The sequence below is a fragment of the Mesorhizobium sp. M4B.F.Ca.ET.203.01.1.1 genome (assembly GCF_004791025.1).
In the GTDB taxonomy this organism is placed as follows: domain Bacteria; phylum Pseudomonadota; class Alphaproteobacteria; order Rhizobiales; family Rhizobiaceae; genus Mesorhizobium; species Mesorhizobium abyssinicae.
Window position 1 is genome coordinate 552,191 of record NZ_SRUO01000001.1, and the last position, 14,959, is coordinate 567,149.

Sequence of the window (14,959 nt, forward strand, 5' to 3'; positions counted from 1 at the left end):
GCCAAAAGGACGCACGTCGCTGTAGACCAGGATGACGTTTAGTGATCCCCGCAAAGGAGAGAGGCGGCACCGCCTCTCTCCTGATTTGCAGCGGGATTCAGTTCACCTGAAGCCGTGACCTGGCCTGCCCCGGCAGAAACGACTGGCCTCTGCCTTGCTTCAACTTCTGCAGCCCAAGCGTCTTCGAAGCCGGCCTGGGCACGCAATGTCCGCGCACCGTCATTTCGGTTGGCCGGCAGCCCGTGGTGATGATTGCGTCCCTCACACATGCCTTGCCGACCAGATGGTAGCCGCGTTTGCAGTCGATGATGATGGAAGGCTTGCGCACGCATTCGCCATTGACGCGCTGTTCGTCACGCCGGCATTTCCCGGCGATCACGGCATTCTTCACGCATTTCAGGCCGACCTGATGATAGCCGGGCAGGCAGTGGATGCTGACGCCGATGCACCGGCCGTCGACCAGCTTCTCGGTGTTCTTGCATGCGGCCACCAGCGGCCTGTCGACACATTTGCCGCGCAGCAGACTTTGGCTGGGCAGGCATTTGCGGCCGGGATCAACGACGACCGGCGGCAGCCTGGGCTTGCCGAAGTCGGGTCGCGTGCTTGAGACCAGATCGTCGACCTTGGGCTCGATAGTCCGTTTTATGCAGGTGAAATCCTCCGCATCCATGTCGATGGTGGCGATGGATCCATTCGGCTTGATCTCCTGCAAGGTGCACTGGATCGAGCGGGTCCTGCTAATGCTGAGATCGTGCGCGGCACTGGCCTTGAACACACCGCCTTCGTTGAAGGCGACCGCGGTCCCGGTGAAGAAGGCGCCATTCGAGCAACCGATCCGATAGTGCAACGCGCCGGGAGCATCGCGGCTCGCTTCGAACGCGACCTGGCCTTTGCGCGGGCAAAGTTTCCTGGATCCGGCGCTGTCGGAAACGGTCACTTCGCCTTGCCAGTCGGCCTTTGCCGGCGGGTTGTCGGGATCGGGCTGCGGTCCATCGGTGAAGCCGCCGCCGCCCGCGCCAGTGCAATGGACGGTGATGTCCTTCCAGCCGTCGAAGGGCTCGAACGGGCCGTTGCCGACTATTTCGGTCTTGTACTGGAAGTACGCGGTCGCTCCGACATTCTCCCATTTCTCATAAGTGGCGAAATAGCCGTTCTTGCCCGCGTCGAAGGACGCCCAGACCTGCTTGAACTCCGATGTGATCGGCCCATTGTCCTTCTGCCGCCAGATGCGCATCGATACCGGCCCGGCCTTGTTGGCCTGCGCGCGGCTGGTCACCTTGAGCGCCGGGCACACTGTGCCGGGTGTCGAGCCGGGCTGGTTCGAGCGGTAGGTGGTCAGGAACAGCTTGACGTTCTTTGTCTCGAATTCGCCGAAGTCGACGGCGATGTCCTGAGCCGCCGGTTTGACGACGGGATCGCAGGCGACCTGAACGTCGAACGAACCGTGTTCGGCATAGTGCGATTCGTAGATCGGATAGGGCCAGCTGCCGCCCGTCACCTCGGTGGCGGCATTGTGCATGTCGAGCGCCTTGTCGGTCAGCGCCGAAAAGGTCGCGTGAAAAGTGTGTGTGAACGAGTAGGACTTCGTCGGCCCATCGGGCTGGAGGTGCTGGTTGCACTTGGCGATAATCTGATCGCCATAGGGCACCGACACGATGTCCGCATTCGAAGACAGCGCCATGATCGAGGGATCGAAGGAGAAGTTCTCCTGGTGATCATAGTCGCGGCTGACCGGCGATGCGCTCCAGATCGGCGGAAACGCCCCGCACTGGCTGGGGCCGCATACGCCGAGCGATACACCGACCTGCTGCACGTAGCCTGGCCAGCGTGTGTCGATCTTCATGTGGCCCCAGAACTGGACCGTGCCGCTTTTCAGCCTGTCCCATTTCTGTTTGTCGCTCGAAACGACATGTAGCGTGGTGTTGACGCCCTGCGTGTCGAACGACATCGACTTGATGTTGGCCTGTGCGGCGAAAGCGGAGGTGCTGACTAGTCCGGCTGCGAACAGCGCAACAGTCGCAACCGTATTGCGAAAGGCATAGCTGACTGAAGACATCTCTCTCTCCTGATGTGTTCCTTCAGCGATTGGTCGCCGCTCGCGGCATCAAGGTTCACGCGGGCGATCCCGCCAACGAAAAACCCCGCCGGATTGCTCCGGCGGGGTTCTGGTTTTCCTATGCTAGATCACGGCTTGGAGTTCTGGATGTTCGCACCCGCCGGATCCTGCTGCACCTGCGGCGTACGTCTCGGCACCAGCTGCTGCAGGATGTTCGGATTGAGCAGCAGGTTCGGGTTGACCTCCACGCCCGGCTTGCGGAGCGGGACGCAGTTTGGATATTTTCCGGTCGTCCCGGTCGGGCAGCGCCGCAGGATGATGATCGGCTGGCACTGGCCGTTGATCAGCTGCGAACCCGGCGCGCATTCCTGCCGGACCCTGCGGCAGGCGCCGTCACGGACCTCGGTGCCACGCGGGCAGACGCACTCGCCACGCTTGTTGTGGACCTGGCCGCGAATGGTGCACTGCTCCAGTTCGGGCTTCTTTTGCCGGCAGGCGCCGTCGCGGATCTCCGTACCCCTCGGGCAGACACAGTTGCCGTTGGCGTCGTGGATCTGGCCGCGGATCGTGCACTGCTCGGGCTGTGGCCGGATCGGCCGGCAGGCGCCGTTGCGCAGCTCTGTCCCCTTCGGGCAGACGCAATCGCCATCGGCATTGCGGACCTGGCCGGGGATGCGGCACTGCTCCGGTTTCGGCCGGATCGGCCTGCAGGCGCCATTGCGCACCTCGGTTCCCTTCGGGCAGACGCAATCGCCGTCCGCGTCGTGGACTTGGCCGCGAATGGTGCACTGCTCGGGCTTCTGCTTGTCCCGCACGCAGGCATTCGCGATCCTGTCGAGATGCGTGCCCTTGGGGCAGTAGCAGCTGTCGCCGTCCGCCGACGGCACCGAGCCGGGTATGGTGCACCCTTGCGTGATCTTCACGCAGGCGCCGTTCTCGAGCTCGGTTCCGCGCGGACAGACACAGCGCCCGTCCTCGGTGCGGATCTGGCCCTTGAGCAGCACGCAGGGCTTGGGCTTCGGCTCGACGATGACGCCGCCGCCCGTGCACTGGCCGTTGCGGTAGGTGGTGCCTTCAGGGCAGACGCAGCGGCCGGCATCGTTCATGACGAAACCTGCCGAGCACTGCTTCTTCACCTCGTTCCTGATGGTGAAGGGATGGCACGCATAGGCCCTGCCGCGATTGCCCTGGATGTTGGCCTGATCGCCGGAAAGCACGTCGCCGCCGCCCTGCACCCGCGTATCCGGGGACAGGACGCCAACGCAGTTCTGACCGTTGACCGTGCCCTGCAGATTGGCCAGGCGGCCGTCATCGGGGATGACCACGGTGACATTGTGCACGTGGCTTTCCCCGGCGCCGAGCGTCAGGTTGGCAATGCAGGACAAAGGCAGCGTCGTCGGTTCGGGCGAGCAGCCGAAGGGCGGCTCGATCGACGTGATCTCGACGCCTTCCAGCCTGCCCAGTCCTTCCACGCCGATCGCATCGCCGATCCGGACCGGACCGGAGAAGGCGCTCGGCCCATCGTTCGTGATGGTGATCTCGAAGGAGCAGGGCTGGCCGGGCTGGCATTCGCTGTCGCCGGTCTTCTCGACGCGGATGGTCGGAGCCCCGCCGCCCTTGGCGCAAGCCTGGCCGATCGGATAGACGATGTCGTCTCCCGGCGCCGGCCCGTAGGATCCGCGCGCGCAGTTCTCGAACTCGCCATTGGCCGAGACCGTCACGTCGAAGTGCCTGGACGTTCCGGGCGTCATCACGGCGCCGGGAATCTGACACGACAGCGTGTTGGCCGGAACCGGTCCGCAGGCCCATTCCGCGCCGTCGGGAGTGACGGTCTGGATCTGGACCGGCGCGCCACCGGCCACCAGCGTGGCGGCATCGTTGACCCGCACCGGACCGGTGGGGGCCGCCGTGCCGGCATTGCTGACGGTGATGCGGCAGGAAACCACCGCGGCACCGGCCAGCGAGCCGTTGCACACCTTGGTGATACGCAGGCCGGGCTTGCCGCCATTGGGATGGCGGAAGCGTTCCTTGGCGCAGGCCTTGTTGTTGGTGAGGTCGACCTCACCGGGGATCGCCCTGACCTCGGCGCAGTTCTCGACGCTGTCCGACTGGTAGTTTGCCGGCATCACCGCCTTGACGACGATCGACGTCGAGGCGCCAGGCATCAGCACGATGCCGGGATTGTCGCAACGGAACTGGCCGGGGCCGTTCGGTCCACAGCTCCAGGGCGGAGACGGGCCGAAGGTCGAGGAGGCCGGCGCACCGCCGGGATAGCTGTCGATGACCGTCAGCGGTCCGTTATAGGGGACGCTGCCGTTGTTGATGAGGTCGATGACGAAGTAGCAGATGCCGTCAGCCGTGCAGACCGGGATGCGGGCACGCTTCTTCAGGATCAGGTCGACCTTCTTCTCGACCGGCGGCCGGCACTCGGGGTCGCGATCGCCACGCCGGCAGATCGGGATCGAGGCGCAGCCGCGATCGTTCTGCTGGCTGCCGAACAGCGGCTTGCCGCTGGCCTGGTAGTCGTAGATGGCGCAGTTGCGCAGCACGCGTCCCTGCCAGCCCGGCGCCGGCTTGAAGCCGAGCTTGAGGTCGACAAAGGCGCCTGGGTTGAGCGTGGTCACCGGATGGGTGCAGGTCATCGGCGTGACGCCGGGCACGCAGACCCAGGGCGGGTTCGGGCCGGAATCCAGCACCGAGCCGGCCGGCAACGTCACCTCGTCGAGCACGATCTTGCCGTGATAGGGGGTGCCGCCGACATTGCTGACCCTGATGGTGAAGTCGCAGCCGCCGGCCATCGTGCAACGCGTGACATCGGCGCGCTTCTCGACCTTGAGGTCCGGCTCCTTGTCGGGCGGGCATCTGAGATCGCGCGGGATGACAATGTCGATGGTCTGCGTGCAGCACAGGCCCCAGCCCTCCTCCGGACCGGCATAGGTCTCGATGCCGGTGACGATGAGGTGGATGACATCACCGGGCGATGCGCCGACGATCTTCCAGTTGAGCACGCCGCCGCCCGCCGGCACCAGCTGCGTGTCGGGGATGATGGTGATGCCGGGCGTGGTCGTCGAGACCTGCACCCACTTGCCGCCCATCTCCGGGCCGACAGGCATGTGGTAGATGAAGGCGCCGCCGCCGGGCACGCAATCGACCGTGCCGCGCTCCACCTTGAAGCATTCCTTGCCGGGAGGTGGTGGTGGCGGATTACATTTGGTCAAGTCGATGCGGATCGAGGTCTTCTCGCCGGTGAGGAAATCGCCGTCATCCGGCTTGCCCGGATCCTGCGACGGGATGATGGTCCCCGGGCCGCCTCCCATCGACACTTTGATCGTGCCCTGGTTGTCGACCATGGCCGGCGCGGGGAACGCCGCGTGGTCGATCTTGGCCACGATCTGGAAGGTGATGGTGCGTTCGTTCGCGGCGCCCATGCCGTCGAGATCGCTGGCGGAAATCCGGAAATCGGAAACCGTCGCGGTGTCGTTCGGGTCCGCCGAGGTGCTGATCACCGCACCGGGCAGAGCGCCGCCGCCGGCATCGGTGCCGTCGCCGGACACATGCACGCTGACGATCTGCAGGCCATGCGGAAGCTGGTCCTTGAAGTCGAGCCTGGCGTTCTTCAGCGCATTGGCAAGCACGGGATTGGCAAAGGCTTGCGCATTGCCGCGCAGGCCGAACGTCAGCGTGTAGAAGGCATAGTCGCAACTTCTCTGGCCGCCCTTCTTGGTGAAGAACGGCACGATGCGCCCCGGCTCGGGATTGACGACACGGGGATTGTCGAGCTCAAGCCTGGGTTCCGGGCCTGCGGCCTCGACGATCTTGGCCGGGATGGGGTCCTCGGCGAAGGCCGGCAGTGCCGGCATCATGGCGACCGCGATACCGGCCGCCATCAGCCAGCGCGCGCCGCGCCTGGCATATGACAGGGGTTTCATGATCGTCTCCATGACGGTGGGTTTGCTGCTGCTCGGAGCAAGCGGGGAAAGCGCGGAAATGGTCATCTTTCCCTCCCTCACGGTTCGCAGCTGACGGCTGGGGTTCTGAGCGGCAGGGTCATTTTGCAGCAAGGGTAGTAGCCGCCCTTGTCGCGGTCTGACTGCCTGTAGAAGCAGAGCCCGACATCGACCGTGTCGCCCGGATAATGGCCGGTGATGCCGATCGTGTATGGCGTGCCCGGCGCATGCGACATGGGTGAGGTCACCCCGACGCCTGGCGTCTTGGACAGAGCCTTGATCGAATCGCCGCCGAAGCCGGCATGGTCATGGAGATAGAGATCGGCCTCGAGGCCCGAGGGCGTGCAGAAGTACTGGACATCCTCGACATCGAGACAGGGAGGCAGATTGCCGGGCGGTGGAAAGTCCGGCGGATAGAATGGCGGCAGGTAACCGCCAGGAATTTCCTCATAGTAGCCGGCACGGCCCTCGCAGGGACGCCAGACCCTGACGTCGCCGACATGGCCTTCCACTTCCGGGTCCTCGAAATAGCTGTCGAAGTCGACGAACCAGGAGCCGAAGGGCGGCACGTTGGCCGGCTTGACCAGTGGGGTCGGTGTGAACTGGACGCCATGCACGGCAAAAGGCCCGCCAGCGGCGAGCTGCTCGGCAAGCGCCGGATTGTCACGCAACTTATCGCCGGTGTTGACCAGCGTGTCGGTGCAGACACTGGTGTCGAGATTGCCCTCGGCGTCATAGCCATATTGCAGGTCGACGCCGCCGGCCGACTGGCGGTTGCCTTGCGGGAAGCCGATCGCATATTCCTGCGGCTCTTCCACCCAGACCGATTCCGTCGCCGGATCGTCGGGATTCTCGCGCCAGTAGCGGATGACCTCGCCCTTGCCGGAATCGGCGAAGCGGCTGTAATCGTAGCGGTTTTCCACCGGGCCGCGCTGGGCCAGGTACATGAAGCCCTTGTTGTCGAAAGCGATGCCGGTGACGGCGTAGTCCTTGTCGGCCTTGACCGTCAGCTCCCAGCGCGGATCGCCGGCGAAGCGGCCGTCGCGGGCAATGCCCACCGACCAGACCTCCGCCTTTTCGCCGACCGTATAGTAGATCCGGCCGCCGTGATAGGCGACCGCCCAGACGCGGCGCTCGTCCTGGGTGTAGCCCCATGTGTCGGGGTCTTCGCTGTCGAAGGCGGCGCCCTGGATGTCCATGACGGCGCCGTCGTCGGCGACCGGGTCGAGCCCGTGCGCCGGGCGTCCGGCGACGCCATGGTCGAACGTGTCGATCAGCATGCCGTTGGCGTCGATGCGATGGATCAGGCCAGTGTCGAGATCGGAGGCGAAGAACTGGCGATGGATGGGGTCGAAGGAAAGGTTGCCGATGCCGGGCCCGCTGTTGGTGTCGATATCGGCGAATTTCGCAACGGCGCCGGTAATGCCGTCGATCTTCCAGATCGTGCCCGGCCCGCCGCCATTCTCGGTGCCGAACTGGCCTTCCATGAAGGCAGCACCGGCAGCGCCGCGGCGCTCTCGCTCGGGCCGTCCGTCACTGTCGGCGTCGGGCGTGACGATCTCGATGCCGTGCAGCGAAGTCGCGGCGGCATAGAGGTTCGGGATGCCCGACGGCACGCCATCACGCACGCCGTCGTCATAGGTGAGGCCGAAGACCTCGCCGATCTGGCCGGCCGTCACCTCGAAGGGCGGCGGCGTGTAGACGAGCTGGCCCGAGGCCGGGCCGCCGAGATGCGAGACGTCGAAGACGCGCAAGGAGGCGCGGCTGGTGTCGATGAAGGTTTCGTCGACCGGATCGACGCCGGGCGGAAGGCCCCCCTCTTCGGACTCGGAAGAGTCGAAATTGGGGATGACGGTGCCGGGGAAGCCGGTCACCGCCATCGAGCCAGGATAGATGATCTGGGTTTCCTGCGCGCCGGCAGGGCTGCCGAGCCACAGGCCGGCGCTGAGCGCAAGAGCAAGAAATCCGCTGGTTGCCTTTGCCGCGCGGCGCAAACGGCCGGCACGAGCGTGCGCAAGAGCGCCTTGGTCGCAGGACATAGAACTCCCCCCGAAGTCTATGGAAGAACCATCCGGCATTGCCGCGCGAATCAGGGCAAGGCTCGGCGTTCCGGCACGTTCTTCCCTGATCGAATTGTCTGCTTTCCTCATGCTCACGATACGCCGGCTCTTACGCAGGGTCAACGGAATCAGCGGAAAGCCCAGCGCATCGACCCTGTCCCGAAGACGGTGGTCGCGCCGAGCTTCTGTTGTTCCCGGAGACCGTGGAGCCTCTGGGTTTCTGGTCATTGGGTTTTCCTTTCCCGGGCCGCACCATGCGGCGCCTGAGCGTCAGTCGCGGGCTGACGCGGAAAGGTTCATGCCGCCGCCGATGGAATCCTGCGGCCGGCTTTCCGCCACGGCGGCCTTCTGTTAGCGTTGGTGCGGATAAGGGTTGGATAGTCAGGGAGGGGGCATGACAGGCAAGCGCCTCATACTGCTGCTGGCGTCGCTCGTCCTTTCGTCGCCGGCATTGCCGTCGGCGGCCAAGACCCTGGTCTACTGCACCGAGGCCAGTCCCGACACATTCGATCCGGCACTTGCCTCCGGCACCCGCGATGCGTCGGCGACCGCGCTCTACAACCGCATTGTCGAGTTCGAACCCGGCACGACCAAAGTGCGTCCCGGCCTCGCCGAAAAATGGGAGGTCTCCGACGACGGGCTGACCTACACATTCCATCTGCGGCGCGGCGTGCGATTCCACAGCATCGAAGGCTTCACCCCGACGCGCGACTTCAATGCCGACGACGTGCTGTTCACTTTCGAGCGCCAGGGCAGCGCCGGGAACCCTTTCCACAACTATGCCGGCCGCCAGTACATCTATTTCGACGGCATCGGCATGCCGGACCTCGTCGTCGGCTGGCGCAAGCTCGACGACTACACCGTCGTCATGACGCTGAAGGCGCCGCACTCGCCGATGCTGGCCGATCTGGCGCTGGATTTCGCGTCGGTCGTCTCGAAGGAATATGCCGACAGGCTGCTGGCGGAGAAGCGTCCGCTGGACCTGGCGACAAGGCCGGTCGGAACCGGTCCGTTCCAGCTTGTCGACTATCAGCAGGATGCGGTCATCCGCTACAAGGCCAATCCGGACTACTGGCGCGGCCGGGCGAAGATCGACGATCTGGTCTTCGCCATCACCACCGATGCCAGCATCCGCATGGCAAAGCTGCGCGCCGGCGAGTGCGATGTCATGCCCTATCCCAATCCGGCCGACCTCGAGGCGATCAAGGCCGCGCCCGGCATCAGGCTGATGCAGCAGGAGGGCCTCAACACCGGCTATCTCGCCTTCAATACCTTGCAGAAGCCGTTCGACGATCCGCGCGTCAGGAAGGCGATCGACATGGCCATCGACAAGAAGGCGATCGTCGATGTCGTTTTCCGCGGCACCGGCGAACTGGCTCGCAATCCGCTGCCGCCGACCTCATGGGCCTATGACAAGTCCGCTCCCGGCGATGGCTACGATCCCGATGGCGCCAGGCGCGAGCTCGCCGCCGCCGGCGTCCATGATCTGCGCATGAAAGTCTGGGCGATGCCTGTGCAGCGGCCCTACAACCCCAACGCCCGGCTAATGGCCGAGATGATCCAGTCGGATCTCGCCAAGATCGGCGTCGGTGTCGATATCGTCACCTATGAATGGGCCGAGTATCTCGCCCGCTCGAAGGCGCGCGACCGCGATGGCGCCATGCTGTTCGGCTTCACCGGCGACAATGGCGATCCGGACAATTTCCTGTCAGTGCCGCTCGGCTGCGCCGGCGTCGGCACCACCAACCGCGCCAACTGGTGTTTTGCCGCTTTCGACGCGCTGCTCAAGCAGGCGGCGGCCATCGTCGATCCCGCCGCCCGTGCGAAGCTCTATGTCGAGGCGCAGCGACTGTTCCGGGAACAGACGCCATGGGTGGTCATCGCGCATTCGGTGGTGTCGATCCCGATGCGCGAACGGGTTCGAGGCTACGTCATGGATCCTTTCGACCACCATGACTTCTCCGGCGTCGACATCCAGGACTGACCGCCCGGTGGCGGCCGCGGACCTCGACGTCTATGTGGAGAGCCTCAGCAATTTCGGCTCGTCGCGGGAATACTCGATCCAGTCGCTGCTGCCTCATGTGGAAGAGGCCGGGCTGAAGGTGCGCGTGCTCGATCGTCCGGCGGGCGGCAGCCGTGCGCCGGCCGCCCTGCTGCATGTCGACCTGACGGAAGTGCCGCAAGAATATTCCCAGATCGGCATTCTCTACCAGCGCACCATCAACGGCCGCGCCCTCTCCATCCACCGGCACCTCTATTCGACGCTCAGGCTGAACTACGGCGACAGCCACCCGGGCCCGGTCGTCGTCAAGACGGTGCTCAACAGCCGGGGCCGGCCCGAGCTGCGCTGGCGGCAATACCGCAATGGCTGGACGCGGGCAGCGCATGCGTTGCGCAAGATCGCGACGCCGGACTACAAGGAGCGCCTGTGCCCGCGCTACCGCGTCTACGGCACGATCGCCGAGGTTCCGGCGGAGGTCTGGCGCGACGAGAGGCTGATGGTGGAGAAATTCGCTTTCGACAGCCTCGACCTGCCGATCGTGAAACATCGCTACATGTTCCTGCTCGGCGCCGAACTCAACATGCGGCAGGTCTACGAAGACGTGCTGTGCGCGGGCGCCAAGATTGTCAGCAACGAAGTGGGCGGCGCGGTTCCCGACGAGGTCAGGGCGGTGCGGGAGAAGCTCCACCTCGATTACGGCGCGATCGACTATTTCATCGTCGACGGCAAGGGCATCGTTGTCGATGCCAACAAGACGGTCGGTTCCAATCCGAGCTGGCTGAAGCGCAATTTGTTTCGGCAGGAATTCGACCACCGCATGGCCGAGGCGCTGATCGGCTTCATCCGCGGCTGAGCGAAGGACGCCGGCTCACCAGATCCAGTCGCCCTTGCCGAGCGCTGTTGCGGCCTCGACGACGCGGGTGAAGCTGGCGCGCGCCCGGCCGACCGTGTGCCGGGCCCTCAGGTAGCCATGCACAAGTCCCGGTTCCTCGAACCAGTACGCATGTCCGCCGGCCGCGACGACGCGGTCGCGATAGGCCTCGCCGTCGGAGGACAGCGGGTCGCATTCGGCGGTGATCAGCACGGTCGGCGGCAGGTAGGCGAAGTCGGCATCGGCGAGCGGCGCCAGCGTGATGTCGCCGGTGCGGTCCTCGCCACCGGTGCGGATGTGCTTGTAGAATTCGAGGTCGCGCACGGTCAGCATCGGTGCTTCGGCATGCGTCACATAGGAGCCACGAGACCGGTCGCCGCCGAGGCCGGGATAGATCAGCAGCTGGCCGACCGGTCTTTTGGCATGGCCGCGCGTCGCATGGCTGACGGCGGCGCAAAGATTGCCGCCGGCGCTGTCGCCGCAAAGCAGGACGGGGCGATCGTAAGCAGCGGCGGCCCATTCGAAGGCTGCCATGACATCGTCGAAGGCGGCCGGGTGCAGGTGCTCCGGCGCCAGCCGATAGTCGACGGAAACCACCTCGAAGCCGGTGCGGGCGCAGAGCTCGGCGCAGACATCGTCATGGCTGTCCAGCCCGCCGAGGATGAAGCCGCCGCCATGGACGTAGAGCACCATCGCCGCCGTCTGCGGTTTTGCGTTGCGATAGAGGCGGATCGGGATGTCTTGCGCGGGCGCCGGGATGGCTGTGGTCTCGACCGTCACGCCTTGCGGATAGCCGGCAAAGAATTCCCGGCACATGCGGTCATAGATCGCGCGCTGCTCTGCGATCGTGTAGTCGATCGTATCCGGCGGATAGTAGGAGTTGGTCTTCTCGATGAAGGCGCAGGTCTCGGCGTCGATGAGGGTTTTGTAGTTGGTCATGCAGGATGACCAACTTTCGGTGATGGCGCCCAGGCCCCCCTCTCTGTCCTGCCGGACATCTCCCCCTCAAGGGGGGAGATCAGATGTCGCGAAGGCTTTCGCCAATCTTCTACGCTGGAAGAAAAGCGTAGAGGCTGAAGCTGCCGATCTCCCCCCTTGAGGGGGAGATGCCCGGCAGGGCAGAGGGGGGTGGGAGGGAACGCCATCGGCCGCGAGACTATCTGCCCTTCCACACCGGGTCGCGCTTCTCGGCGAAGGCCCGGAACCCTTCCATATTGTCTTCCGACCCATAGAGGATATCGACGGTCGGCAGCTGGCGGCGTGTCACCTTGTTCATTGCGTCCTGGAAGGTGAGCGCCTCGGCCACGCGCGCGGTCTCCTTGATCGCGGCGAAGACCAGCGGCGGGCCGCTGGCCAGCATCCGCGCGATCTCCCAGACGCGGTCCTCGAGCTTGTCCTTGGGCAGCACCTCGTTGACCAGGCCCCAGCGATGCGCTTCCGCGACATCCATCCAGCGGCCGGTGAGCAAAAGGTCCATCGCGACATGGTAGGGAATGCGTTTCGGCAGCTTGATCGTCGCAGCGTCGGCCAGCGTGCCGGCGCGGATCTCGGGCAACGCGAAGGAGGAATGGTCCGAGGCGTAGATCAGGTCGCAGGACAGCGCCAGCTCGAAGCCGCCGCCGACCGCCATGCCGTTGACGCAGGCGATGACCGGCTTGTTGAGGTCGCGCAATTCCTGCAGCCCGGCGAAGCCGCCGACGCCATAATCGCCGTCGACCGCGTCGCCGCCGGCCGCCGCCTTGAGGTCCCAGCCGGCGCAGAAGAACTTGTCGCCGGCGGTCTTGACGATGGCGACGCGCAGGTCTGGATCGTCGCGGAACGCCTTGAACGTCTCGCCCATCAGCCGCGACGTCTTCAGGTCGATGGCATTGGCCTTCGGCCGGTCGAGCGTGACTTCGAGGATGGCACCCTCGCGGCGGGTCGAAATGACGTCAGACATTCTTCTTTTCTCCAAGCACCAGCAGCGCGTCGGCGATCCAGGCGCCCTTGCCTTCGGCGCAGACGATGAGCGGATTAATGTCGAGCTCCTCGATCTCGCCGGCATTCTGCTGCACGAAGCCGGCGATGCCGGCGATGGCGTCGATGGCAGCCTGAACATCGGCCTTGGGCCGGCCGCGATAGCCTTCGAGCAGCGGATAGAGCTTCAGTCCACGCAGGGCCGCTTCGATGTCGTCGCGGGTCGCCGGCAGCATCAAAGTGACGCTGTCTCGCAACAATTCGACCAGCACGCCGCCGGTGCCGAGCGTCATCACCGCGCCGAACATCGGGTCGCGGGTGAAGCCGACGATCAGCTCGGCGACGCCGTCGCGCACCATGCGCTCGACATAAAGGCCGGTGCCGAGCGGCAGGAGGTCATGGGCGGCATTGCTGACGGATTCGGCATCCTTGAGGTTGAGGATCACCGCGCCGACTTCCGATTTGTGGGTGACGCCCAGCGCCTTCAGCGCCACCGGGAAGCCGAGCGCCATGGACGAAATCACCGCCTCGACCGCATTGGCGGCGCGCTCGCCCTTCGGCACCGGCAGGCCGGCCTTGATCAGCCGCGCCTTGGCCTCGGCCTCGTCGGGCGTGACATGGCCGCCGCTGGCGACGCCGGAAGCAGACGTGTCGACCGGCTGCGCCTCGGGCTCGCGCCAGGCCCAGCCGATGAAGGCGGCGGCTTGCGCGGCATCCATGGCTTCCGAGATGCCGAACAGCGGCACCATGCCGCGCGCCATCAGCCCGGCGGTGTATTCCTCCGGCAAGTTCTCCGGCAGCGAGGAGACGATCGCGCCTTGCGCCTTATTGGTCTTCAGCGCCGCCTCGAAGGCGCGCAGCGTCGTCCACCAGTCGGTGTCCGAACAGCGGTCGGGACGGGGGAAGTCGAGCACCAGCATGTTGAGGTCGAAGCCGCCCGACACCATGGCGGTGAAGGTCGCCGTCATCGCCGGCTCGTTGTTCCAGATGAAGGTGTGGTAGTCGAGCGGATTGGCGACCGCGACCAGCGGCCCGAGCGTCGATTTCACATGGGCGCGGTGCTTGTCGGTGAGTGCAGGGAAATGCACCCAGCGCCCTTCGGCGCTGTCGGCCATCACCGAGGCCTCGCCGCCCGAGCAGCTCATCGAAGACAGCTTGTAGCCGGGCAGTGGCCCGGTGATGTGCAGGAGCTTCAGCGCCTCGATGAAGGCCGGAATGGAATCGACGCGGGCGATGCCGAGCCGCTTCAGGAACGCGCCCGAGGCGGCATCCGAGCCGGCGAGCGAGGCGGTGTGCGACACCGTCGCCTGTCGCGCCTGTTCCGAACGGCCGACCTTCATGGCGATGATCGGCTTCCTCAGCTCGCGGGCCCTGGCCGCCAGCCGCTCGAAGCCGGCTACTGAGTCAAAAGCCTCGATGTGCAGGCCGAGCGAGGTGACGCGCTCGTCCTCGATCAGGCCGAGCGCCATTTCCGAGAGGCCGGTCTGCGCCTGGTTGCCAGCGGTCATCAGGAAGGCGATCGGCAGGCCGCGCTTCTGCATCGTCATGTTGATGGCGATGTTGGACGACTGGGTGATGATGGCGACGCCCTTGCCGCCGTCGGGCAGCCTGATACCGCCATGCTGGTCGGGCCACAACAGCGCGCCGTCGGCATAGTTGATGAGGCCATAGCAGTTCGGACCGATGATCGGCATCTGGCCGGCGGCGGCGACGAGCTCGGCCTGCAGCCGTTCGCCGTCCTCGTCATAGGCCTCGGTCTCGAGGAAGCCGGCGGCGAAGCAGACGGCGCCGCCGGCGCCGCGCTCGGCCAGTTCCCTGATCACCTCGATGGTGAGATGGCGGTTGACGCCGACAAAGGCGGCGTCCGGCGCGCCGGGCAGGTCGGCGACGGAGCGGTAGGCTTTGCGCCCGGCGACCTCGTCCTTTGTCGGATGCACCGGCCAGATTTCGCCGGCAAAGCCCATCTTGATCGATTGCGCTACGACGGCGGCGGCCTGCGCGCCGCCGAACACGGCGATGGACTTCGGGCGCAGGAGACGTTCGAGTTTATGCATGGTCATCTTTTCG

General features: G+C 65.5%; 8 protein-coding genes. 2 read left to right on the plus strand and 6 right to left on the minus strand.

The features are described 5' to 3' along the window. Nucleotides 1–97: 97 nt before the first annotated feature. The 3 genes from EN846_RS02545 to EN846_RS02555 all read right to left on the minus strand — a co-directional run bounded on the left by EN846_RS02545 (nucleotide 98) and on the right by EN846_RS02555 (nucleotide 8,042). Nucleotides 98–2,056: an EB domain-containing protein gene (locus EN846_RS02545; protein WP_127391745.1), complete on the minus strand. Its 1,959-nt coding sequence runs from the start codon at nucleotides 2,054–2,056 to the stop codon at nucleotides 98–100. A gap of 128 nt (nucleotides 2,057–2,184) precedes the next feature. Next, nucleotides 2,185–6,051 carry a hypothetical protein gene (locus tag EN846_RS02550; RefSeq protein WP_127391746.1) on the minus strand — a complete coding sequence of 1,289 codons (3,867 nt, stop codon included), beginning with the start codon at nucleotides 6,049–6,051 and terminating at the stop codon, nucleotides 2,185–2,187. A gap of 11 nt (nucleotides 6,052–6,062) precedes the next feature. After that, nucleotides 6,063–8,042: a hypothetical protein gene (locus EN846_RS02555; RefSeq protein WP_127391747.1), complete on the minus strand. Its 1,980-nt coding sequence runs from the start codon at nucleotides 8,040–8,042 to the stop codon at nucleotides 6,063–6,065. A gap of 415 nt (nucleotides 8,043–8,457) precedes the next feature. Between EN846_RS02555 and EN846_RS02560 the strand changes: the two genes are divergently transcribed. Beyond that, nucleotides 8,458–10,047 (plus strand): ABC transporter substrate-binding protein, encoded by a 1,590-nt coding sequence (locus EN846_RS02560; protein WP_127283445.1) that lies wholly within the window; start codon nucleotides 8,458–8,460, stop codon nucleotides 10,045–10,047. 7 nt (nucleotides 10,048–10,054) lie between these two features. Continuing rightward, nucleotides 10,055–10,918 (plus strand): hypothetical protein, encoded by an 864-nt coding sequence (locus EN846_RS02565; protein WP_127394082.1) that lies wholly within the window; start codon nucleotides 10,055–10,057, stop codon nucleotides 10,916–10,918. Between the two features lie 15 nt (nucleotides 10,919–10,933). Here EN846_RS02565 and EN846_RS02570 read toward each other — a convergent pair whose 3' ends face one another. The 3 genes from EN846_RS02570 to EN846_RS02585 form a co-directional block, all read right to left on the minus strand. Continuing rightward, entirely contained in the window at nucleotides 10,934–11,875 is a 942-nt protein-coding gene (locus tag EN846_RS02570; protein WP_127394083.1) for an alpha/beta hydrolase, read from the minus strand. A 217-nt stretch (nucleotides 11,876–12,092) separates the two neighbouring features. Then, the gene (locus tag EN846_RS02580) at nucleotides 12,093–12,875 is read right to left on the minus strand and encodes a carnitinyl-CoA dehydratase (protein WP_127392483.1); all 783 of its coding nucleotides are present in this window, start codon (nucleotides 12,873–12,875) and stop codon (nucleotides 12,093–12,095) included. After that, on the minus strand, nucleotides 12,868–14,946 hold the full coding sequence (locus EN846_RS02585; protein ID WP_127392489.1) for an acetate--CoA ligase family protein: 2,079 nt from the start codon (nucleotides 14,944–14,946) through the stop codon (nucleotides 12,868–12,870). The genes EN846_RS02580 and EN846_RS02585 overlap by 8 nt, the downstream gene beginning before the upstream one ends. Nucleotides 14,947–14,959: the final 13 nt, after the last annotated feature.

Excerpts from the sequence above, each read along its gene's own strand:
- EN846_RS02545 (WP_127391745.1), bottom strand. The coding sequence starts at position 2,056 with ATGTCTTCAGTCAGCTATGCCTTTCGCAATACGGTTGCGACTGTTGCG.
- EN846_RS02550 (WP_127391746.1), bottom strand. The coding sequence starts at position 6,051 with ATGACCATTTCCGCGCTTTCCCCGCTTGCTCCGAGCAGCAGCAAACCC.
- EN846_RS02555 (WP_127391747.1), bottom strand. The coding sequence starts at position 8,042 with ATGTCCTGCGACCAAGGCGCTCTTGCGCACGCTCGTGCCGGCCGTTTG.
- EN846_RS02560 (WP_127283445.1), top strand. The coding sequence starts at position 8,458 with ATGACAGGCAAGCGCCTCATACTGCTGCTGGCGTCGCTCGTCCTTTCG.
- EN846_RS02570 (WP_127394083.1), bottom strand. The coding sequence starts at position 11,875 with ATGACCAACTACAAAACCCTCATCGACGCCGAGACCTGCGCCTTCATC.
- EN846_RS02580 (WP_127392483.1), bottom strand. The coding sequence starts at position 12,875 with ATGTCTGACGTCATTTCGACCCGCCGCGAGGGTGCCATCCTCGAAGTC.
- EN846_RS02585 (WP_127392489.1), bottom strand. The coding sequence starts at position 14,946 with ATGCATAAACTCGAACGTCTCCTGCGCCCGAAGTCCATCGCCGTGTTC.